This is a genomic window from Micromonospora sp. HM5-17, from assembly GCF_003762835.1.
GTDB lineage: Bacteria > Actinomycetota > Actinomycetes > Mycobacteriales > Micromonosporaceae > Plantactinospora.
Genome location: NZ_RJWA01000003.1, coordinates 204,911 through 226,731 on the forward strand (window position 1 = coordinate 204,911; position 21,821 = coordinate 226,731).

General features: G+C 73.5%; 21 protein-coding genes and 1 tRNA gene. 12 read left to right on the forward strand and 10 right to left on the reverse strand.

The window, feature by feature from the left end:
• Positions 1–38 precede the first annotated feature (38 nt).
• Positions 39–653: a MarC family protein gene (locus EF879_RS10355; protein ID WP_123557302.1), complete on the forward strand. Its 615-nt coding sequence runs from the start codon at positions 39–41 to the stop codon at positions 651–653.
• Positions 654–930: 277 nt separating this feature from the next.
• Entirely contained in the window at positions 931–1,785 is an 855-nt protein-coding gene (locus tag EF879_RS10360) for a PD-(D/E)XK nuclease family protein (protein WP_123557304.1), read from the forward strand.
• A gap of 154 nt (positions 1,786–1,939) precedes the next feature.
• Here EF879_RS10360 and EF879_RS10365 read toward each other — a convergent pair whose 3' ends face one another.
• Positions 1,940–2,365 carry a Fur family transcriptional regulator gene (locus EF879_RS10365; RefSeq protein WP_123557306.1) on the reverse strand — a complete coding sequence of 142 codons (426 nt, stop codon included), beginning with the start codon at positions 2,363–2,365 and terminating at the stop codon, positions 1,940–1,942.
• A 212-nt stretch (positions 2,366–2,577) separates the two neighbouring features.
• On the opposite strand from EF879_RS10365, the gene EF879_RS10370 reads away from it, so the two are divergent.
• Positions 2,578–3,054 (forward strand): DUF2231 domain-containing protein, encoded by a 477-nt coding sequence (locus EF879_RS10370; RefSeq protein WP_123558324.1) that lies wholly within the window; start codon positions 2,578–2,580, stop codon positions 3,052–3,054.
• A gap of 176 nt (positions 3,055–3,230) precedes the next feature.
• Here the strand turns inward: EF879_RS10370 and EF879_RS10375 are convergent, their stop codons facing one another.
• Positions 3,231–3,557, reverse strand: a complete 327-nt coding sequence (locus EF879_RS10375; RefSeq protein ID WP_123557308.1) for a translation initiation factor 2 — start codon at positions 3,555–3,557, stop codon at positions 3,231–3,233.
• Between the two features lie 184 nt (positions 3,558–3,741).
• Here EF879_RS10375 and EF879_RS10380 point away from each other — a divergent pair, with 184 nt between their 5' ends.
• Complete coding sequence (locus EF879_RS10380) at positions 3,742–3,930, forward strand: hypothetical protein (RefSeq protein ID WP_123557310.1); 189 nt, start codon at positions 3,742–3,744, stop codon at positions 3,928–3,930.
• 11 nt (positions 3,931–3,941) lie between these two features.
• Here EF879_RS10380 and EF879_RS10385 read toward each other — a convergent pair whose 3' ends face one another.
• The 3 genes from EF879_RS10385 to EF879_RS10395 all read right to left on the reverse strand — a co-directional run bounded on the left by EF879_RS10385 (position 3,942) and on the right by EF879_RS10395 (position 5,771).
• Positions 3,942–4,553 (reverse strand): flagellar biosynthesis protein FlgA, encoded by a 612-nt coding sequence (locus EF879_RS10385; protein ID WP_123557312.1) that lies wholly within the window; start codon positions 4,551–4,553, stop codon positions 3,942–3,944.
• Positions 4,554–4,704: 151 nt separating this feature from the next.
• On the reverse strand, positions 4,705–5,055 hold the full coding sequence (locus EF879_RS10390) for an FmdB family zinc ribbon protein (RefSeq protein ID WP_123557314.1): 351 nt from the start codon (positions 5,053–5,055) through the stop codon (positions 4,705–4,707).
• 104 nt (positions 5,056–5,159) lie between these two features.
• Positions 5,160–5,771, reverse strand: coding sequence for a 5-formyltetrahydrofolate cyclo-ligase (locus EF879_RS10395; RefSeq protein ID WP_123557316.1), 612 nt, complete (start codon positions 5,769–5,771; stop codon positions 5,160–5,162).
• An 83-nt stretch (positions 5,772–5,854) separates the two neighbouring features.
• Here EF879_RS10395 and EF879_RS10400 point away from each other — a divergent pair, with 83 nt between their 5' ends.
• From EF879_RS10400 to EF879_RS10425, 6 genes are all read left to right on the forward strand, one after another.
• Complete coding sequence (locus tag EF879_RS10400) at positions 5,855–8,419, forward strand: diguanylate cyclase (RefSeq protein WP_370375474.1); 2,565 nt, start codon at positions 5,855–5,857, stop codon at positions 8,417–8,419.
• Between the two features lie 9 nt (positions 8,420–8,428).
• Positions 8,429–9,379 carry a UTP--glucose-1-phosphate uridylyltransferase gene (locus EF879_RS10405; RefSeq protein ID WP_123557318.1) on the forward strand — a complete coding sequence of 317 codons (951 nt, stop codon included), beginning with the start codon at positions 8,429–8,431 and terminating at the stop codon, positions 9,377–9,379.
• A gap of 22 nt (positions 9,380–9,401) precedes the next feature.
• Positions 9,402–10,712 carry a gephyrin-like molybdotransferase Glp gene (gene glp, locus EF879_RS10410; RefSeq protein WP_123557320.1) on the forward strand — a complete coding sequence of 437 codons (1,311 nt, stop codon included), beginning with the start codon at positions 9,402–9,404 and terminating at the stop codon, positions 10,710–10,712.
• Positions 10,709–11,350 (forward strand): GNAT family N-acetyltransferase, encoded by a 642-nt coding sequence (locus tag EF879_RS10415; RefSeq protein WP_233604370.1) that lies wholly within the window; start codon positions 10,709–10,711, stop codon positions 11,348–11,350. The genes glp and EF879_RS10415 overlap by 4 nt, the downstream gene beginning before the upstream one ends.
• A 224-nt stretch (positions 11,351–11,574) precedes the next feature.
• Positions 11,575–12,363 (forward strand): hypothetical protein, encoded by a 789-nt coding sequence (locus EF879_RS10420; protein ID WP_199736307.1) that lies wholly within the window; start codon positions 11,575–11,577, stop codon positions 12,361–12,363.
• 138 nt (positions 12,364–12,501) lie between these two features.
• A tRNA-Ala gene (locus EF879_RS10425) sits at positions 12,502–12,575 on the forward strand.
• A gap of 54 nt (positions 12,576–12,629) precedes the next feature.
• Here the strand turns inward: EF879_RS10425 and EF879_RS10430 are convergent.
• A complete protein-coding gene (locus EF879_RS10430) occupies positions 12,630–13,256 on the reverse strand; it encodes a VanZ family protein (protein WP_123557322.1) in 627 nt (208 codons plus the stop codon).
• A gap of 253 nt (positions 13,257–13,509) precedes the next feature.
• On the reverse strand, positions 13,510–14,937 hold the full coding sequence (locus EF879_RS10435) for a S9 family peptidase (RefSeq protein WP_123557324.1): 1,428 nt from the start codon (positions 14,935–14,937) through the stop codon (positions 13,510–13,512).
• Between the two features lie 146 nt (positions 14,938–15,083).
• Here EF879_RS10435 and EF879_RS10440 point away from each other — a divergent pair, with 146 nt between their 5' ends.
• A complete protein-coding gene (locus tag EF879_RS10440; protein ID WP_123557326.1) occupies positions 15,084–15,740 on the forward strand; it encodes a response regulator transcription factor in 657 nt (218 codons plus the stop codon).
• The gene (locus EF879_RS10445; protein ID WP_233604371.1) at positions 15,737–16,801 is read left to right on the forward strand and encodes a cell wall metabolism sensor histidine kinase WalK; all 1,065 of its coding nucleotides are present in this window, start codon (positions 15,737–15,739) and stop codon (positions 16,799–16,801) included. Before EF879_RS10440 ends, EF879_RS10445 begins: the two co-directional genes overlap by 4 nt.
• Positions 16,802–16,882: 81 nt before the next feature.
• Here the strand turns inward: EF879_RS10445 and EF879_RS10450 are convergent, their stop codons facing one another.
• From EF879_RS10450 to EF879_RS10460, 3 genes are all read right to left on the reverse strand, one after another.
• Entirely contained in the window at positions 16,883–17,701 is an 819-nt protein-coding gene (locus EF879_RS10450; protein ID WP_123557327.1) for an SGNH/GDSL hydrolase family protein, read from the reverse strand.
• A 413-nt stretch (positions 17,702–18,114) separates the two neighbouring features.
• Positions 18,115–19,635, reverse strand: coding sequence for a PQQ-binding-like beta-propeller repeat protein (locus EF879_RS10455; RefSeq protein WP_158624150.1), 1,521 nt, complete (start codon positions 19,633–19,635; stop codon positions 18,115–18,117).
• Between the two features lie 218 nt (positions 19,636–19,853).
• Positions 19,854–21,752 (reverse strand): SMI1/KNR4 family protein, encoded by a 1,899-nt coding sequence (locus tag EF879_RS10460; protein WP_158624151.1) that lies wholly within the window; start codon positions 21,750–21,752, stop codon positions 19,854–19,856.
• Between the last annotated feature and the right edge of the window lie 69 nt (positions 21,753–21,821).

Below are 21,821 nucleotides of genomic sequence, written 5' to 3' on the forward strand. Positions count from 1 at the left end.
CGGGCGAACCGTCCCACCCCCACGACTACCGTGAGCGGGTGAACACGAAGCTGCTCGGCGAGGTTCTGGTGACCCTGCTGGTGATCACCGATCCGCCGGGCTCGGTGCCGATCTTCGTCGCCCTGACCCGGGCGATGACGCCGCGGCAACGGGCCCGGGCGGCGTGGCAGGCCGTGGCGCTCGCCCTCGGAGTGATCGTGGTCTTCGCGGTGGCCGGGCGGACCCTGCTGGCCTACCTGCACATCGACCTGCCGGCACTCCAGGCGGCGGGGGGCCTGCTCCTCCTGCTGGTGGCACTCGAACTGCTCACCGGCAAGAGCGACGATCCCGCGCACCAGAGCACGACGAACGTCGCCCTGGTCCCACTCGGTACGCCGCTGCTGGCCGGTCCCGGCGCGATCGTCGCCACCATGCTCTTCGTCCAGGAGGCCGGCGGGGTGGCGGACTACCTGTCGATCGGCGTCGGGATCGCCCTGGTGATGGTGGCGGTCTGGCTGATCCTGCGCTTCTCCGGGATCGTGGTGAAGGTGCTTCGGCCGGCGGGAATCGAGGTGCTCACCCGCATCGCCGGTCTGCTGCTGGCCGCGATCGCGGTGCAGCTCATCGCCGACGCGGTGGCCGCCTTCGTCGACGCCCACCGGCTCGGGGGCTGACGGTCGTCCCCGTGGCGGCCCGGTCCCGGGAGCGACACGTCCGGCCCGGTCCCGGGAGGCCGGGTCGTCGCGTGTCCTCGGGGGTCGGGAGGGGCGCGGCGGTCCGGCGCGGGAGGTCGCAAAGGGGCGCGTCCGGTCCGGCCGGGCGGTGGGTGTCGCCTCGCACGGCCGGAGTGTCGGAACGGCATGGCAGGATCGGGGGGTGCGCAGGCCCTCCTCTGCCGGCAACCGGACCCCTCGGCCCCGTGACGAGCCCGAGCAACTGGGGTTCGACGGCATGCCTGAGCGGCTCTTCGTCTGTACGCCCAGCAAGCTCGGCTCCTACACGGACTGTCCCCGGCGCTACCGCTACGCGTACGTCGACCGGCCGGCGCCGCCCAAGGGGCCGCCGTGGGCGCACAACTCCCTCGGCAGCAGCGTGCACACCGCCCTGCGGAACTGGTACGGACTCCCGCCCGACCGCCGGCGCCCCGAGGCGCTGCCAACCCTGCTCAAGGGGACCTGGGTCCGCGAGGGCTACCGCGACGACGAGCAGGAGCGGGCGGTGTTCCGCCGGGCCCTGGAGTGGCTGGAGTCCTACGTGGAAACGCTGGACCCCACCGTCGATCCGGTGGGGGTGGAGCGGGTCGTGGCGGTCAAGACCGCGGTCCTCGCCTTCAACGGCCGGGCCGACCGGATCGACGCGCGATCCGGCCCGGACGGTCCGGAACTGGTGATCGTGGACTACAAGACCGGACGGGCCGGTCTCGACGCCGACGACGCCCGGGGATCCCAGGCGCTGGCGCTCTACGCGTACGCCGCCGAGCGGGTGTTCCGGCGGCCCTGCCGGCGGGTGGAACTGCACCACCTGCCGACCGCCACGGTCGCGGCCCACGAGCACACTGCGGAGTCCCTTGCCCGGCAGGTCGCCCGCGCCGAGGAGACCGCCCGGGACATCATGGCCGCCGAGCGGGCGGTTGCCGACGGTGCCGATCCCGACGAGGCCTTTCCGGTCTCGCCCGGGGCACGGTGCGGCTGGTGCGACTACCGGCGGGTCTGTCCAGCCGGGGCGGAGGCGCCCGCCCGGGACCCGTGGTCGGCGGTCGAGCGCGCGCTGCTGCCGGCGGAGTCGGGGCCCGAGCCGCCGGAGTGACCGGCCGCGGCCGCGTCACCTCGACGACGCCCTCGGGGATCCGCGTCGCTGGTTCCACCGTCGCCGGCCGGGCCGGCCCGGCTCGGTAGCCCCGCCGTGGGGCGTCGGTGACCCGGTTCGTGGCCGGTCGGGCGGTCCGGCGCGCGGTTGGTCGTCAGGCGTCGGTGGCCCGGCGGAGCTGGCAGTCCGGGCAGAGCCCCCAGTACGTGACCTCCGCCTCGTCGATCTCGAACCCGTACGATGCCACGGGTTCGAGGCAGGGGGCCGAGCCGACCGCGCAGTCCACGTCGGCGATCGCACCGCAGCCCCGGCAGACGACGTGATGGTGGTTGTCCCCGACCCGCGCCTCGTAGCGGGCGGGAGACCCGGCGGGCTCGATCCGGCGGGAGAGCCCGGCCCGGGACAACGCCCCGAGGACGTCGTAGATCGCCTGGGTGGAGACCGAGTCGAGGCGTTCCCGCACCCGCTGGGCGATCTCCTCCACCTCCAGGTGGCCACCGGTGGCGAGCACGTCCAACACGGCGAGGCGCGGCTTGGTGACCCGGAGGCCCCGCGACCTCAGCAGCTCCTCGCCCGTCATTCATCCATGACAGCACATGGATAGGGAGGCAACAAGGCGATCTCCAGGTGATCGTGGTAGCCGCCACAGCCGCTTCTTCGCAGGTCGGCGGGGTGCGGGAACCGGAGTGAACCACCGGGACTCCTGTCCCGTGTAGCGGAGTAGATCGGGCACCGTGATCGAGCCGCCGTACCGTGGGGTCCGGCGATTCCGAGCGTCGATGAGGAGGCATGGTGTTCAGGGAAGTCATGGGCCTCCCCGCACATGCGTTGCTGGTGCACGCCGCGGTCGTCTTCGTACCGCTGCTGGCGCTGGTGGGCACGGGTTACGCCGTTCTGCCGCGGTTCCGGGGCCGGCTCGACTGGGCGGCGGCGTCGCTGGCCGTGGTGGCGCCCGTCGCCGCCATCCTCGCGCGACTGTCCGGCGACGAGCTGCGGGACGTGTTGATCGCCAAGAACTACCCGGACGAGATCATCCAACAGGTCGACAACCACCAGGCGTACGGCTACCTGACGGTCTGGTGGAGCGTCGCGCTCGGGGTCGCGACCCTGGCGCTGCTCGTGCTGACCAGCCGGCGGGTCCGGTCCGCGCCGAGGTGGCTGCCGCCGCTGCTCGGCGCGGTCGTCGTCGTCCTGGCGGTGGTCAACCTCTGGTACGTCTACCGGACCGGTGACACCGGTGCCACGGTGGTCTGGCAGGGCGTGCTCTGACGAGCCTCGTCCCGAGGGCGGCAAGGGGGCGTCCTCGGGACGAGGCCGGGCCGGATGACCGGGCGGGAGCGGAGCTACCAGCCCGGCCGGCATCGTGCCCACGACAGCGCGCGCCGCTCCGGCAGGGCGACCGCGGCTCGGGAGCGCGCGTGCGGAACGGGTGGCCGGACACGCGCTCAGAACAGCGCACGGGAGCAGAGCAGACACATGAGCACGAGCACCACCGCGCCGCTGACCATGCCGATGCCGTAGGTCAGGGTCCGGGCGCTGCTCTCGGCGGCGTCCAGCGCGGGCAGGTCCTGCGGAGGCAGCGTCCGGGGCGGGGGCGGCTGCACGTGTACGGTCGGCCGCCACTCCGGCGGCGGCATGCTGCTCGGCGGCGGACCGGCGTACGGCGGCTTCCTCTCGCCGGGCTGGGCGGGCGGCCGGGGCGGATCGGCGGGTTGTCCGGTGGGCCGACGCCAGAAGGCGTCATCGGCGGAGTCACCGCTGGGCGTCGTCACGCTGTCCGACGCTACCAACCTCGATGACCCCGGGCCTGTCGGCGGGCCTGATCCCGGGACCCTTCCGGTCCGGCCCTGAGGGGCGTCGGGCGCCCGCCGGACATCGACGGCGTCGCGGCGCGGCGCTTGCCCGGGCTGGCCCCGGGCGGGCAGGCCCCGCGCCGCGGACGGGTACGCTTCTGGCGTGCACAGGAGGGACGAACTGTTCGCCGCGGGCGCGGCCACGGACGACGACCGGCTGGTCGACCTCACCGACGACGACTTCCGGGTGTTGCCCGACCAGTCGGTGGACGACACCGACCGGGGTTGGGGCGAGCTGCCGGCCTCCAACGACGACCGGCTGCTGGCCGAGCGCCCGCCGCACTGGGACTGACCAACCGACCGTCACGGCTGGACGATGATCGCGAACCGGGTCGCGCCGGGCAGGACGAGTGCCCGCCGCGCCTCGTCCGGCTTCAGCGCCAGGTAGAGGGCGCTCGCGGAGCCCTCCTGAGTCAGGACGTCGAGCACCAGCGCCCGGCCCGCCACCAGGATCGGCTTCGTTGCCGGACTCTCGTCGGCGACGGCGAGCAGATCCACCCGGATCCCCGGTCGAGCCACGGCCAGGGCCGCCGGCTCGGCGAGCCGGATCGGGACGCCGACCGTGCCGGCCGGCACCGGAAGTGGACGTCCGGCCGTTCCACCGGTGGGCGTCCCGGGGTCACCCGCCCCGGGCGTCGTTCCGCCGGGCGTGCCGGCCCCGGTCGTTTGGTCTCGTGGGTCCGGGCCGGCGGTCGAGCGGGATGGACCGGCGCCGGGTGAGCCGGCGCCGGTGGCGGCCCGGCCCGCGGTCGTGTCGGTGCAGGTCGGCTCGCGGAGGTAGAGCAGGCCGATCGCGACCAGGACCAGGACGGTGGCCAGGGCCCACCGGAGCGCCGGGACGCTGCCGAGCCGCGGCGGCCAGCGGCTCGGGCGCAGGTCACCATCGCCCTCGGTCAGGGTGCGGTCGAGTGCCATGGCGTACCTCCCGTGGGGGCGACGCCTGCGCCGATGGGCGTCGTCCACGGGGCTGCACGCTAGCCGGGAGTGCGGTCGAGGGCGGTGGACCTACGGCGGCCTGTGGACAACCAGGCCGCCTGTGGAAAACGCGTCGGGGCGAATCGGCAGGTCAGGCCGCGCTGGCCGACGCCGTCGACGTGCTGCTGGCGGCACCGCTCGTCGTGCCGGACCCGCCGCCGCTGCCGTTGGCCGAACCGGAGGAGTTCGCACCACCGTTGCTGCCGGACGACGTGGCGCTGCTCCTCGTGGAGTCGGACGTGGTCGAGCCGCCGTTCGCGCCGTTGTTCCGGGAGTCGGTCCGGTAGAAGCCGGACCCCTTGAAGACGATGCCGACCGAGTTGAACAACTTGCGCAGCCGGCCCTGGCACGCCGGGCACTCGGTCAGTGGCTCGTCAGAGAAGGACTGCACCGCCTCGAGCTGGTGGCCGCACTCGGTGCAAGCGTACTGGTAGGTGGGCACATTCCCCTCCGGATCTTGCAAGCCTGTTGGCACTCGACGTATCCGAGTGCCAATGGTGCGGCATGGTACCCACTTTCGTCCAGCCGAGGTGTCGGGGCCGACCCTCAATCGGGCGACAGCCCGCGGAAGCCCTCAGTCGGGGTGATCGCCGCCCGGACCGGACGGTCGTGTGGGGCTTCCGGGAGACGATCGACCAGTTCACCGTCGTGGAGCAGCGCCACGGTCGGTGCGGCGGCGTCGACCCGGGCCAGCGCGCGGTCGTACGACCCGCCGCCCCGGCCCAGCCGCATCCCGCGCCGGTCGACGGCGACTGCCGGCACCACGATCAGCCCCGCACCGCCGACCGCGTCCGGGCCCAGCTGTCCGGTGCGCGGCTCGCGCAGTCCCCGCCCGGCGGCAACCAGTGAGTCCGGTCCGTCGTACGGCGCCCAGTCGAGGTCGAGGTCGGGGCGGAGCACCGGCAGCAGCAGCACTCCGGCCGAGCCCAGCGCCGCGGCGAGCACCTCCGGCAACTCCGGGCCACCGGGCTCGGTCCCGACCGGCACGTAGGCGGCGACCCGGTGTGGTCGTACCCGGTGGAGCAGGGCGACGAGCGCGGCCTGGACCTGTCCGGCGGCGGCCTGCCGGTCCCCGGGCGACAGCGACCGGCGGCGGGCGAGCAGCCGGGCGCGGACGTCCCGCTTGGCCCTACCCACCTCATCCGAAAAATCCGGCACGTAACACTCCCACGGCAACTCCGGTTAACCAGTTCGGTTGGGTCAGCATCGCAGCAACGGATGCGGAGCTTCCGGGGGGACGAGTGACGCTGCGCGGACGGTTGACCAGCGCGTTCCTCGCCGTCGTGCTCGGGCCCGTGCTGCTCGGGGCGCTCTTCGTGGCTGGCACCCTCGCCGCGGTGAGCCGCCACCAGGCCGAGGAGCGGCTCAACCTGGCCGCCGCCACGATCCGTACCTCGATCAACGCCCTCTGTCAGCAGTTGCACACCGCCGCCGGTGCCGTCGCGCTGCTCGGCGACCCGGCGAGCCGCTCCGGCACCGCCGGCCACCTGGTCACCCGAGGGCTGGCCGGCGCGGTGATGATCACCAACCCGGGCGGCGTCGTCACCTTCGTGACCCCCGGCGCTCCCTCCCGCCCCTGGACGTCCTGCGGGGGCCCGGTGGCTCCGGAGACGACGCCCCGAGCGCTCGCGGCGCGGGTGGAGGTGCGGAGCCGCTCCGGTGACCTGGTCGGCGCGGTCTGGGCCGCCCAGGCGCTCGACGCAGCCTTCGTCCGCCGGCTCGCGGCGACCAGCGGCGCCGCCGTGACCCTGCTGCGCCGCGAGCCCGCTCCGGGTACCGGGGAGTCGACCGCCCGCCCGGTCCACGACGCGACGGGGGCGTCGCCCACCAACCCGCCCACCGGACCGTCCCCGGCTCCGGCCGCGCCGCCCCCGGCCGGCTCACCCACCACTCCGGCAGCGGTGTCGTCCGGCTCACGATCCGAGTCGCCCCGCTCGTCGCCCGCGTCGACATCCGCGGCCGCCGGCGTCGGGGAGCTCACCGGGCCGGACCTGGCGGACGACCCCGGAATCGGGCAGACCACCGAGCAGAGCACCGAGTCGATGAGCGCCCGGGCCGGTGTCCTCGCCGCGGCCCGGCGGATCTCCGGCGACACGGTCGTCCGGACGGACGGCGGCCGGTACGTGCGCCGGGTCGGCCCCTCACCCGGTCAGCCCCTGCCGCTGGTCGTCTCGGTGCCCCGTGACCCGCCGGCGGCTCGGTACGCGTTCCTCGGCGTGGTCGTCCTCGTCGCCGGGATCGTCGCGGTGGTGGCGGCCTGGCGGCTGGCCCGGTCGACCACCCGGCCACTCACCGAGCTGGTCTGGGCCGCCGGCCGGGTGGCCGACGGGGACCTGGCAGCCCGGGTGCCGGTACGGGCCCCGGACGAGGTGGGCCGGCTCGCGGACAGCTTCAACCGGATGACCCGGGAGACCCAGTCGTACCGGCGGGCGTTGCGCATCAGCCGGCACCAGCTGCGGGACCAACTCGCCGTCCTCGGCGACACCCTGGCCAGCACCCACGACCTGGACCGGATCCTGCGGGTGATCCTGCGTACCGCGATGATCGCGACCGGTGCGCGGGCCGGTGTCGTCCTGCTGCGCGACCCGGAGAGCGGCGATCTGGTCGGCCAGGGCGCCAAAGGGCTCGGCGAGGCGCCGACCCAGACCCCGTCGGGTACGGCCGAGCCGTGCGAGCCGGCGTTCGCCCCCGGCACGCTGCGGATACCGCTGGGCCGAGGGCTGCTCGGCTCGGTCGCGGCCAGCGGTCAGCCCCGGCGGGGCAGGCTGGACCGGGACGACCCGTCGCTGTACGAGTCCGAGCCCCGCTGCCAGACGTACGTCGCGGTGCCGTTCTCGGTCCCGGTCCGCACCGGCACGTCCGGCGTCCCGGCTCGGGAGCCCACCGGCTGGTACCCGCTCGGCACGGACCACGGCCGGTCGCCGGTCGCCGGTGGGGCGTCGCCGCCGCCCGCCGTCGACCCGCGCCCCGAGGTCCCGTCCGTCGACGACGGGGAGGCCGCGCCGACGCTCGGGGTCCTCGCCCTCTACGACCGGCTCGGTGCCGACGAGTTCGACGACGCCGATCTGGCCACGCTGCGCTCCTTCGCCAGCCATGCCGCGGTGGCGGTGGACAACGTGCGGGCGCACGAGGAGGTCCAGCGGCTCTCCCTCACCGACCCGCTCACCGGCTTGTGGAACTACCGCTGCCTGCGGGAGTCCCTCCGACGGGAGATCGAACGGGCCAGCCGGTTCGGTCACACCCTCGGCCTGCTCGCCCTCGATCTGGACCGGTTCAAGGAGGTGAACGACACGTACGGGCACGCGGCCGGGGACGCGGTGCTGGCCGAGTTCGCGCAGCGGATCCGGGGCACGATGCGGGAGGTCGACTTCGCCTTCCGGCAGGGGGGCGAGGAGTTCGTCGTGCTGCTGCCGGAGACGGACGCCCGGGGCGCGGTGCGGGTGGCGGAACGCCTCGGGGCCGCGGTCCGGGAGAGTCCGATCATCCTCCGGCCGAAGCCGGGCGGCTCCGCCCCGGTCCGAGCCGAGGTCGCGGTCACCGTGTCGATCGGCGTCGCGGTCTACCCGGACCACGCCACCACCGGTCCGCAGTTGCTGGCCGCCGCCGACGAGGCGCTCTACGCGGCCAAGGCCGCCGGCCGCGACACGTATCGGACCGCGACGACCGGGGCCCGGGGGACGGCGGTACGGGCCGACCCGGCGGCCGGTGGAGCGCCCGGGGTGATTCGCCCTGGTTCGGGGCCGGGCCAGGCCTCCGGCGGCGCGTTATCCGGGCCACAACCGCCACGCCAGGGTCGTGGCCGATAGTCTCGCGACATGCCGGAGCATGCAGCTACCCCAGCGAACCCTGCCCCGTCGGCGGCCGGACGGCGGGCGGTGAAGGCGGTCATCCCGGCCGCCGGTCTGGCCACCCGGTTCCTTCCCGCCACCAAGGCGGTGCCCAAGGAACTGCTGCCGGTGGTCGACCGCCCCGTGTTGCAGTACATCGTCGAGGAGGCGGCCCAGGCAGGCCTCACCGACGTTTTGTTGATCACGGGCCGCGGCAAGACGGCGATGGTCGACCACTTCGACCGCCGCCCGGACCTGGAGGCCCGGCTCGCGGAGAAGCCGGAGCTGCTGGCCGAGGTACGCCGGACGGCCGAACTCGCCTCGATCCACACCTGCCGGCAACCGGAGCAGCTCGGCCTCGGCCACGCGGTCGGGTACGCCGAGTCGCACGTGGGCGACCAGCCGTTCGCCGTCCTGCTCGGTGACGAGTTCGTCAACCTCTCCGAGCCACTGCTCCCCGCCATGCTCGACCTGCAGGCCCGGACCGGCGGCATCGTCCTCGCCTTCTTCGAGGTGCCGCCCGAGGAAACCACGCGGTACGGGATCGCCTCGGTGGCCCCGGCCGACCCGGCGCTGACCGATCTCGGTGAGGTCGTCGAGGTGACCGGGCTGGTGGAGAAGCCGAAGCCGGAGGACGCCCCGAGCAACCTGGCGGTGCTCGGCCGGTACGTCCTGCCCGCCGGCATCTTCGAGGCGATCCGCCGGACCCCGAAGGGCAGCGGCGGCGAGATCCAGCTGACCGATGCGATGGGGCTGATGCTGAAGGAGGGGGTACCGGTGCACGCCATCGTCTACCGGGGTATCCGGTACGACACGGGCATGCCGCTCGGCTATCTCCAGACGGTGGTGCAGTTGGCCTGTGAGCGCGAGGACATCGGCGCGGAGTTCCGGCGCTGGCTGGGCGAGTTCATCGCCTCCGACGCCGGCCGCCGGACCTGACGAGTCGCGGTGAGGTGACGGTGTGACAGCCACGGCCGACGCCGAGGCGGCCGCCAACGAGCTGACGCCGCTCGCCGAATACCTGGGCAGCGTGCTGCGCAGGCTGCGGGCGCTACCCCCGCTCGACCTCGACCTGACCCAGGCGTACGGCAACGTCCTCGCCGAGGACGTGGTGGCGCCGCACGCCTACCCGGCGTTCGACCAGGCGGCCATCGACGGATATGCGGCCCGCTGGGAGGACATCTCGGGCGCGAGCCGGGCCGGCAGCGGCTACGGTCCGGCTCAGCACGGCAGCCCCCGCCCGGTACGGCTCAACGTGGTCGGGGACCTCGGCGCGGCGAGCTGGCGGCCGGTCCGGTTGACCCCGGGATCGTGCTTCTCGGTGGCGGCCGGATCGCCGCTGCCGATCGCCGCCGACGTGGTGGTGCCGGTGGAATGGACCGACCAGGGCATGGCGGCGGTGGAGATCTTCCGGGTCCCGAAGCGCGGCTACGGGCTGCGCCGGGCCGGTGAGGAGCTCCCCGCCGGCACGCTCCTGGCCCGGGCCGGCTCGTACATCTCCCCGGCCCTGGTCGCGGTCTTCGCCGCGACCGGCATCGGGCACGTCGTGGTCCGGCCCAGCCCCCGGGTGGTGATCGTGGCCACCGGCGACGAGCTGGTCGACGTGGGCCGCGGCAGCCAGCCGGGCCAGGTGGTGGACATCAACTCCCACGCGCTCACCGCGGCGGCAGCCGAGGTCGGTGCGCTGGCGTACCGGGTCGGGATCTGCGACGACGACCCGGAGGGGCTGCGCGGGCTGCTGGAGGACCAGACCCTGCGGGCTGACCTGATCATCACCACCGGCGGCACCGGGGCCGGGCCCGGGGACATGATCCGGCGGGTGTTGTCCCGCCGGGACGGCGGCCGGGCCAGCCCGGTCAGCTTCCGGGAGGTGGCCCTCTATCCCGGAAGCACCCTCGGATTCGGTACGGTCGGGGCCGAGGAGGTGCCGGTGGTGTGTCTACCCGGTGAACCCGGTGCGGCGTTGATTGGATTCGAGGTGTTGGCGCGTCCCGCCATCCAGCTGCTGGCTGGCGCGGAGCCGGTCTTCCGGCCCAGTGTCCGGGCGCACCTGCTGGAGACGGTTTCCTCGCCGGCCGGGCTGCGCGAGTTTCGGCCGGCGCACGTGGCGGAGCGCCGTGGCGGCGGCTACACCGTGCAGCCGCTGCGCGGTGGGCCGTACACCCTCTCCGGCCTCGCCGAGGCGAACGGCCTGGTGGTGCTCGGCGAGCGGGTGACCACCGCGGCCGCCGGCTCCACCGTGGACGTGCTTCTGCTGGACCGGCGCCGTTGAACCACGTCGAGACCCCGGGCTGGCCGGCGGTGCTTCAGGACGGACCGGTGGTGCTGCGGCCGTATCGGCGCTCCGACGCGGCGGCCTGGTCGGAGGTGCGCTGCGCCAACCAGGCCTGGCTGGCACCGTGGGAGCCGTCGCCGTCTGGCCGGTGGGAGGACCTGAACTCGCCGGCCGCGTTCCGGTACGTGTACCGGGACCACCGCCGGCAGTCGCGGCGGGGCGAGGCGATGCCGTTCGCGGTCTGTCTGCGCGAGGACGGCCGGGAGCGGCTGGTCGGGCACCTCAACATCGGCAGCATCGTGCGGCGGGCCTTCTGCTCGGCGTACGCCGGCTACTGGGTGGACGGCCGGGTCGCGGGCCGGGGGATCATCCCGACCGCCCTGGCCCTCGCCGTCGACCACGCCTTCGGCCCCGGCGGCCTGCACCGGATCGAGGTCAACATCCGGCCGGAGAACGGACCGTCCCGGCGGGTGGTGGAGAAGCTGGGCTTCCGCGAGGAGGCGTACCACCCCCGCTACCTGCACATCGACGGTGCCTGGCGCGACCACGTCGGGTACGCGCTGACCATCGAGGACGTGGCGGCCGAGGGCGGCCTGCTGGCCCGCTGGCACCGCCTGCGCAGCACCGCCTCCTGAGGGCGCCACACGTCGCGCCGGTGATCGACCCGGGGTCGGCCGGTCGGCGCGCCGCACGAATTTCCTGGTCTACCCGCTTAACCTGGGATAACTGGGACGTGCGGCAACGTCGGACGAACCCGCTCGATCTTCGCGGTCGGTGATCCGCGCGTCGCCGTGCGCTCCGCCGTCGCCGTGATCCTGCGGGTCCGGGACGACGGTGCCCGAGCTGGGTGACGGGAGGGATGAGGGTGCCGGCCTCGGTGCTCCTCGCCGTCCTCGCCGCCGCCGGTCTGCTCGCCCTCGCGCCGGCACTGGTCCGCCGGTACGACGCCACGGAGCGGCTGGCGGCGGAGCGGGCGTTGTCGACGGCGCGGGTGCTCCAGCGCCGTCGGCGGCGCCGTACCGTCCCCGGCCGGAAGCCGGTCAACCCGCCGCGCTCGTGGACCGGCACCCTCCGGGAGGTCGAGGCCCCGGCCCCCACGCCGCCTGCCCGGGCCCGGCGGCGTGGCGGACTCCGCCTGGTGCCCCGCACCTCCGGCCGCGGCCGGCGTCGCCCACCGCCACGCCGGCACACCCCGGCGATCTACCGGCGCCGCCGGGTTCTCGCCGCCCTCGTGCTGCTCAACCTCGTCGAACTGCTCGGGGTGGTGCTGGCGAGCTCGGGCTTCTGGATCGGCTTCTCGGTCAGCGCGACGCTGCTCGTCGCGTACCTCGTCCACCTGCGCAGCCGGGCCATCGCCGACCAGCGACGGCGCCGGGCCCAGGCCCGGGAGGCGGCCTGGTTGGCCGCGCGCCAGGCCGAGGTGCGGCAGGCCCAGGCCCGCCGGGCCCAGGCCCGCCGGGAGGCGCAGCGCCGGCTGGCGGCCCAGCGCGAGCTGGTACGCCGGGCGGCGCTCGGCCTGGATCGGGTCGAACTGCCCCGGGCGGCCAGCGGTGGGGGCCGGTCGGCCGGCTCGGTCTCCTACCGGCGCACCGGCGGCCTGCGCGGCCGGCCGTACGAGGCGGGCCGGGGGCCGACGGTCGGTCAGTGACCCGTCCGACCGCCGGGCTCGGACTGGATCGGGAACGCCGCGTCGGGGGGTGGATTCGCGGACCGGGCCGGTTACCTGTTAGCCTAGTCGCCGGTCCACCGTCATCCAGCGGTGGGCTCGCGGGTGGCTTCCGCCCGAGGGGCTGTGGCGCAGACCGGTAGCGCACCTCGTTCGCATCGAGGGGGTCAGGGGTTCAAATCCCCTCAGCTCCACCGCGAAGCAGCAGGTCAACGGCGAGTTTTCGGATGATCGAGGGCTCGCCTCGATCATTTGCCCGGCTGGCGTCCGGCGGACGCCAGCTCCGGTGCCGTGGCCAGTCGAGGTTTGTCCGACGATGATCTGGCGGTAGCCCGCCACCAGCGGCGCGACGCCAGCGCGGCCAGCCCGGCGCCCGCGGCGTTGAGTAGTACGTCATCCACAGAGGACACCCGGTCCAGGCGCAGGACGTACTGCGCGGTCTCGACCAGGATCGAGCAACCCGCCGCGAGCGCCAGGATCCGCGACACCGACGCCAGCGCCGCGAACCGCAGTGGGGCGAAGAAGCCCAGAGCCGCGAATATCAGCAGGTTGACGACGACCTGGCCGATCAGCGTCACCAGCCCTCGGTCGGCGAGGATCGCAACCAGATCCCGCAGCGGTACCAGGCTCACCCGACCGGAGACGCTGCCGGCTCGGTCGCCCGGCAACAAAATCATCCATACCCACGGCACCGTCCCGTAGACGATGCCGACCTCTGCCAGCGACAACCGCCACGTCCACGGCGGCGTGACGCCGGTGACGCTCCGGCGTCGGGCCAGCGACCACACCGCCAGGGCGGCCCACGGTAGTGCCGCCACCGTGATGGAGGCCACGCCGGTGAACGTACCGAGCCAGCCGTGCCACCCCTTCATCATGTCGCCTCCGTTCCTGTCCGGTCGGGCCATCTGTCCGGTCCGACCCTCCCGGCGGCTGGCCCAACCGTCCGCTGCCGGGAGTCGAACCCGCCTTGACAGCGGTTCGTCCAACTCCCGGCAGCTGGCCCGACCGGCCGCATGCGAGTACTACCTACGAGGGCTGTTTCTGCGCCGAAGCCCTGATCGGCATGGCCACGCTCTGCCGCGGCGGCCCATGGTGGTGGTTCGACCGCACCATCCGTGCGGGTAGCGGTCAGGGGCAGGCGGGTGCGACGAAGTCCGCCCGGACGCCGACAGTGAACCGGCAGCCGAAGTCGTCGCGGGCCACCACGCGCCGGTCGAGGATGGCGTCCCCGGTCGGACGGTGCCCGGTGCGGACCCAGTTCACCAGGTCATCGAAGCCCCGTGCCAGCTCGGCTTCGGTGAAGTCGCAGTGCCCGTTGGCGCGTATCGCGCGCGACACGAACAGCTGTGACTGCCCGTGCGACGCGACGGCGGTCGCATAGGCCTGTTCCATCGAGAACGGCACGAACAGGTCGCCGATGTTGTGCAGCGACAGCACGGGAATGCGTGGATCGCCGTCCACCCGCGGCATGCCGCTGAGGTCCGAGCTCGGCTGGGCCGTGCGGTCGACCCGGAGCGCCGTCAGGTTCAGCTTGATCTCATCCACGCTCGGCAGCACGTGATCGTCCAGCTCGTACCAGGTGGACCGATTGGACGTGAGGTTGCCGTCCGCGATGCCGGCCGTGCCGCCGTCAAGGCCGGGGTAGAGCGCGAACAGGAACGGCAGGTCGGTGTACGGCGTCAGCCCTCTGATCGCGTTCCAGAACGCGAACGTGCTCTCGAAGCCGGGCCGCTCACCGCCGGAGCGCCGCTCGACCGCATCCGACCACTTCCGTCCGGCAGGGGTCAGGTTCGGTGGCCGCCCGATGTCGACGCCAAGCGCCGCCTTGATGTCGTCCACCGTCGCGCGGAAGGTGGTCGGGAAGTCCGCCGACGGTTCCAGCGGGAACTCCAGGGGGACGCGCGCCAGCGCGGCCGCGGTCACCGTCGCGTCGAGGAAGTAGTCGAACAGCTTGACGCCGTCGAGGACGCCACAGTACGGCATGGCCCCGACGAACGAGCCGCGGAACTGCTCGATCGCAGTGGCCGTGACGTGGCCCCCCATCGACCCGCCGGTCAGGTAGACGGTGTGGGCCGCTGTGCCGTGGACGCGGGCGAACTGGGCGATCAGCGCGTGCGAGTCGCGCACGCCCTGCCCGACGTCGTAGCCGTTGGTCTGATAGCTGGACGCGGCCCAGGCGAAGCCCCGGGCCACGAAGTGCTCCCGCAGGGGAGGGCTCTCGACGTGTACGGTGGTGCCCCGGCCTCGGTAGCCGTGGGCGTACACGACGAGTTCGCCGTTCCAGTCCAGCGGCACCTCCATCCGGAAGGCGGCGCCGTTCTCGATGCCGGTGTAGGTCTTGCTGACGGGGTTGCCGTCAGCGTCGGTGAGCGGCTGGAACGGGGTGCCGTCGGGGTCGCAGTTCGGGTCCGCGACCGTGTAGCCGGGCTTGGTGGTGCTCGGCACCGGCGCCTGGCAGCCGACCGGCGCGGCCTGGGCCGCGTGGCTGGGCGCGACGAGCGCCGCGCTGACGAGCAGGACGCCGGGGAGCCAGCGAGCGGCTGACCTGATCTTCATGATTCGCCTCCGTCGTCAGTCAAATCCATGATCACGTCCTTTCCCGGTCGACAACCGGACCGGTGCAGGTCTACCGGCGACCGCGTATCGGCAGCTGATCGGCCGCCCATACGCCACCCATATGCGGTGCTCGGGATACTGGGCGGATGCGGGTGTTGCTCGTCGAGGACGAACAGCCGCTGGCCCGATACATCGCGGCCGGGCTACGCAAGCACGGCTGTGCCGTGGACGTGGCCCACGACGGCCAGCAGGCGCTGGACAAGTGCGACATGACGCCGTACGACGTGGTGGTCCTGGACCGGGACCTTCCGGTGATGCACGGTGACACCGTGTGCCGGCGGTTGGCGCAACACGGCACCGCCCGGGTGCTGATGCTCACTGCGTCCGACGCCGTGTCCGACCGGGTGACCGGGCTGACCCTGGGCGCCGACGACTACCTGGGCAAGCCGTTCGCCTTCGCCGAGCTGGTCGCCCGGGTACGCGCGCTGGCCCGGCGCAGCACGCCGGCCCGCCCGCCGGTGCTGCGCGCGCGGGATGTCGAACTCGATCCGTCCCGGCGCGTCGTCGAACGAAACGGTCGGCTGCTGTCGCTGACCCCGAAGGAGTTCGGGGTGCTGGAACGGCTGCTCGCCGCCGACGGTGCCGTGGTCAGCGCCGAGACGCTGCTGGAAAAGGTGTGGGACGAGCACGCCGACCCGTTCACCAACGCGGTACGCATCACCATCAGCACGCTGCGCCGCAAGCTCGGCGATCCACCACTGATCGAGACCGTGACCGGCGTCGGTTATCGGATCACCCCGTGATCGGGCGACTGACCGCCCGCAGCCTTCTCACGCTGCTGTACACCGTCCTGGTGCTGGCCGCCGGGTCGCTGCTCACGATGCTGACGTACCTGCTGCTGTTTCGCAGCCTGCGGCTGCACATCGACGCGGCGATGGCCAAGCTGCTGACCCAGGCCGTACCGGCGCTGCTGGTCGTGACCGCGCTGGCCGGGCTGACCGGCTGGGTGGTGGCCGGGCGGATACTGCACCCCATTCGCACGATCTCCGCGACCGCGAACCGGCTCTCCGCGGAGAACCTGTCCGAACGGATACCCGTCCGCCAGCCCGCCGACGAACTCGCCGCGCTGGCCACCACCATCAACGGCATGCTGGACCGCATCCAGCACGGCCTCGCCGAACGCGACCGGATCCTCGACAGCCAGCGCCTGTTCGTCGCCAACGCCGCGCACGAACTACGCACCCCGCTCACCACCATACGTACCGCCATCGACGTCACCCTCGACGGCGAACCCGACCGGGCCGAACTCATCGCGATGGCCGGCGACATCGCCACCGCCGTCGAAACCACCCAGCGCACCCTCGACGGACTCCTTGTCCTGGCCCGCAGCCAGGCCGGTCCGCTCCATCGGACGCCCGTGGACCTGGCCGAGGTCGCCGCCGCGACCGTCGCCGCCGCCGCCGACCAGGCCGCGCGCGAGGCCATCACCCTGCACACCGATCTGCGGCCGGCACCGGCCAGCGGCGAGCCGGTACTGCTGGAACGGTTGACCGGCAACCTGCTGGACAACGCCCTGCGCTACAACCATGCCGGCGGACACGTCACGATCACCTCCGGCACCGCGAACGGGCACGCCTTCCTACGGGTGGTCAACACCGGTCCGGCGGTCACCCTCGGTGAGGAACAACGGCTGTTCGAGCCGTTCGTCCGAGGCACCACCAACGGCACCCGCGGAGCCGGGCTCGGCCTGTCCATCGTCCGCGCGATCGTCACCGCGCACGACGGAGAGATCGTTGCCACCGCCCAGCCGACCGGCGGTATGGACATCGCCGTATACCTACCGCAGACCGCCACGCGCGGGTGATGGTCAGCAGACGGCGGCTGGGAGGCACAGGCCGGTTCGGGTCGCCGAACACCGGGCCCGGCCGCCGGCGCGCCGCCCTGGTCAGCGCTTCCGGGCCGCCGACTGGAGCGCGGACGTCACGATCCCGGTGTAGCCGACGTGCCCGGCTCGGTTCGGGTGGTACGACTCGCTGAGCGGGTTGGAGATGCCATTGATCCACTCGACGTCGTCACAGACCGCGTGTCCGGTGAACGGGCCACGGGCGTCGACGAAGGCGAAGCCGTGCGCCTCGGCCCGGGCCCGGATGGTGGTGGCGAGCAGGTCGGCGGCGGCGTTCATCTCGGCCTGTTCCCCGGGGGAGATCCGGGCGATGAGGTTGCACTCCTCACCGTTGAACAGTCGCGGGTAGCCGACGACGGCGACCCGCGCGTTCGGGGCGAGGCTGCGGATCCGCGAGTAGAGCTGGTCGAGCCGGCCGGGGAGGGTGTTGCGGATCATGTTCTCCGCGGCGTCGATCTCCGCCCAGCAGGTGTACGGCCACGGCAGCGCGCACCGGCTCACCACCGACACCCAGCCGATGTCGTTGCCGCCAGCCGAGACCGTGACATAGCTGGTCGCGGAGTTGAGGCCGGAGAGCTGCCCGTTGAGCACACCGGACACGGTCGCGCCGGAGCACGCGTTGAAGGTGAGGGTCGCGCCGAGCCGTTGCGCGCCGAGCACCGGGTACGCGTGCGGCGAGCGCTCACAGCCACCACTGTCCGGGTAGTACTCCCGGGTCCCGGTGCCAGAGGCGTAGGAGTCGCCGAGCGCGACCCAGGTGAGCGCGGCGGCGTGCGCGGGCGGGGCGGTGCCCAGCCCGAGCGTGAGGGCGGTGATCAGGGGCAGGGCGAGGGCGGTGACGACGAGGCGGCGCAGCGACATCGTGGCCTTCCTTACCATCGGCAATGGTAGATGTCAGGCTGGCAGAAACATGCGCTTTGGGGAAGACTTCTTGGAAGTTTCCTTCCTGGCTGGCACCGTCGATCGACCGCGGCACGACCGGGGCCTGGCCCGTGGGCGCGGGTGCGGCGAGCGAATGTGGGTGTGGTCAGGACAGCCCGAGGCCGGCACCGCGCGGTGGGTGCGGGCCGGCCTCGCAGGCGGTGATCAGGACCACGGCGGCGACGGCGAGCCACTTGGGTGTCGCAGCACCTGACCGCGTCCGCGCGCCGCGGGGCTGGTCGGCGCGTACCGGGAGGGGCGGCTGGTCCGCTACTCGCGTACCGCGGCCGCCGGGGCGCTGCTGGCCGCCAGCGCCTCCGGGTAGCGACGGCCCGCCGCCGAGCCGGAACGGATCAGGGGGCGGCGATGGCGTGGAAGGCGCCCGCGCGGGTCCCGACGTAGATCCGGCCGCGCCAGACCGCCGGCGTCGACTCGATGCAGCCGCCGAGGGTGACCGTCCACAGGCGCCTCGGCCGGGCGCGGGTGTCGGCGACGTCGTACGCGTGCAGCCTGCCGGCACAGTCTCCGATCAGGAGTACGTCGTCGACGACCACCGGCGACTGCCAGGTCGGCCCGGGCAGCCGGAACCGCCACCGGACCTCGCCCGTCTCCCGGTCGATGCCGAGCACCTCGCCGCCCTGCGTGTCGAAGATCGCCAGGTCACGGTGGAGCGCCGGGGTGCCCCAGACGCCGGCCGGTCGGCGGCCGTGGTCGTCGACCTTCCAGACCAGCGGGTCGCCGTCCCGGCTCGGATCCAGCTTCATCATCTGGCCCACCCGCCTCGACCGGGCGGTGCCGCGCTCGTACTCCGAGCCGACGTAGAGCGCGCCCGCCTCGTCGATTACCACCGAGGCGTCCGTGTCGTCCCCGGTCCAGTACCGGAAGACCCGCTTCGGCGTGCGGCCCTGGGTCAGTCCAGCGATGTCCCAGCCCTGTACCAGCCCGCCCGAGTTGGCGAAGTAGACCGTGTCGCGATGGATCGCGACGGAGTTCTCGATCGAGACCATCCGGTCACCGACGTCGCGGAGCAGCCGCGCGTCCCAGCCGGGAGTGTGGAAGACCAGCCGGGGCCTGACCGTGACCGTGCCGTCCGGCCCGTACCGTCGGTTGAGCTTCACGATGTGAAACTGGCTGTTCTCGCCGCCGAGGAAGAGGTGGTCGTCGAGGACCAGACCGGCCCCGTCGAAGTCGTCGTTCCACATCGTCGGCGAGACCGCCCGCGCCGACAGTTTCCACAGCTCGGTGGGGCGACCTCGATCGATGGCGATGATTCGATAGTGGTTGTCCCGCGAGCCGGAGTAGATTAGCGGAAAGCCGTCCGGGTCCACGGTGACCGAGCCCTTGATGATGTCCCCGGTGGGGAAGTCGGGCAGGATCTGCTCACCCGTCTCGGCGTCCAGGAAGTGGATTTTGTGGTCGTACGCCCCGAAGACGACCCAGGTCCGGCCGTCGCGTTCGAAGACCGCCGGCTGCCCCGTCCAGCCCGTACCGCACCAGACCCGGGTTCCCTTCTCGTCGGTCGACGTACCGCAGAGCCCGCCGGTGCGCGGGAACGTCCACTGTCGCGTCGGTTTCTCGCGCGGAATCGGTCCCGTGCCGTAGTACGTCCGAGTGGGGTTGCCACGGAAGGTGAGCAGCCCCGCAACCGTGTCACCGTACGGCTGACCGACCCGGGCCGGATCCGACCAGCCGGTGAAGGCCTCGGGCGCCGGGCTGGCCGGAGTGCTCGACGGGGTGGACCAGACCGGCCCCTGGCCGCCGGGATCGGCGTCACCGGAGTCACAGGCGGTGATGCCGAGGACGACCACCAGCGCCAGTACGCCGAGCCGGAGGGGCGCGGAGGTGAGGTGCGGTGCGGGGGACGGTGTGGGCACGGTCACAGTGTGCCGAGCGTCCGGCGTCCGGCAGTCCATCCGACCGTCTCGGCGGTGACATGTTGCGCGGTTTCGGCTGATCGGACAGTCACCGCATCCTCCGAAGCGACGAGGGGAGCGGTCGGCGGAGGTCCGGATCGATCCGGTTCGGACCGTCACCGTGGACAGCTCGCGGCCGTGACCGGGCCGTGGGGCGGCCCGGACAGTGGCGTGTCGGGTCAGGACGTGGGTGGCGGCGGGACGTGTGTGGAGGCGACCCCTCCCGTCGCCAGGGTCCGAATCACCGGGCGCAACGCCGGCCGAGGCTGCCCCAGCGGAGGCTGTCGCCGCGGTCGTACCACCAGGGGTACGAGCGGCTCCGCCGTCCGCTCCCGCTCCTCGGCCGCGACCAGCTCCTCGACCGCCCCGTCGGGCAGCGGGACCGGACCGAGGTCGGCGCCGAACTGCGCCCGCCAGTTGGGGTGCAGCCGCCGGCGCAGCAGGTGGCCGCCGGAGATCCGTGGTGCGGCCGGCCCGAGGACGTGCACGATCGCCTCGGCGGCCTGCTGCCGCCGCGCCCAGGCCCGCCGTTCCGGTTCGGTGATCAGGCCGCGGGCCACGGCGTCGCCGCGCGAGGCGGACGCGGCGTTCGCCTCGGCCGCGATCCGGCGGACCCGTAGCCCGAGCGGTGACTCGTCCTCGACCCGCCACCGGTCGCCGGCCGCCGCCCGGTCGAGAGCCGCCACCAGCTCCGGGTAACCGTCGAGGCCGGTCTCGGCGGCGAGCCGGCGTGCCTGGGCGAGCAGCGCGGCGCGCAGCCGCTCCTCGTCCGCGTACGCCAACTGGGCGGCGAGGAGTGGTTCGACCCGGGCGGAGACGGCGCTGGTCGTCGGCGGGTCGGGCAGCACCGGCAGGAACTGGGCACTGGGCAGCGGCGGGCGCAGCAGGTCACCGTCGAACTCGATGCCCAGTTCGGCGCGGAGCACCCCGAGCAGCGCCGGGACGTCCTCGTCCGGGTAGCGCGTGGCATCCGGCGGCGCCAGCCCGGCGGCGCGCAGCGCCGGCAGGAACCGGTCCGGGTCGCGGCCGGTCCATCGGGCCGGGTACAGCGTGTCGCCCTCGATGACCGGGGTCCCGTCCTCGACCAGGGTGAACCGGGTGCTGCTGCCCGTGTAGTGCAGCGCCACGGCCCAGGTGCCGGCCGAGAGCCGGCGGAGCGCCTCCGGGCGTACGCCCTCGGGCCTCCGCTCCTCCTCGACGGCGAACGCCCACCGCCCGGCCCGGCCGACCCGCAGCACCGGGAGGACCCAGGAGTCGCGCAGTGCCCGGGCCTGCATCCGGGTACGCGAAACGGCCCGGGCCGGGTCGGCGCCGAACCGCCGCAGCAGTTCCGCCTCGTCGATCCCCGCCACGAAGGTCAGGGCGACGTGCCCGTACTCGCCGACCCAGCCGGCGTCCGGATGCGGCGGCACTCGGTGCCGCTCGGGCGGGGATACCGGCGGAACCGGCGTGCCGGACCGGCGCGCCGCGGCGGCCAGGTCGAGCAGGGACCGCGGCGCGGGATGCTGCTCCTCGACGATCTCCCAGCGCAGCCGGCCGCCGTACGCCACCGGGTGCCAGTGCCCGATCGGCCGGTCCCGCGACAGCGCGTCGGCGACGTCGGACAGCAGGGCCGCCAGGTCCGCCCAGTGGCCGAAGTGGGTGCCGTCGCCCTCCTGATGGATCCCGACCGCGCCGTACGTCGGACCGGGTCGGCAGTCCACCACCAGCATGTCGACCGAGTTCGTCTTCGCGAACGGCACCCACTGGGGATGCCAGTACCCGCTGCGGATCAACTCGTCCCGGTCGTCGTGGTCGAGCGCGTCGGTGGCGGCGCGCCACCGCGGAACGATGTCGTCGACCCGCATGGGTTGGTAGTCGCCGGCGAGCTGGAACGCGGCCGGTCCGTCGGTGGCGCCGTCGTGTCGGGCCAGCGAGGCGCGCAGGTCGGCCGGGAAGGTCACCCCGATGGCGCGCTCCGCCGCCTCGACCGCCACCGGTTCGGCGGGCGGCCGCAGCGTGCCGAGGGTTTCCGTGGCGTGCGTCGCCAACCAGGTCTCGATCGCCGCCCAGCGGTCGGCCACCCGCCCGTCACGCACGTCGCACCCCCGGAATCTCGGCTGTCCCTGGGCGCGGTCGTTCCGACCGCGTGTGGCGGCAGCGTATCG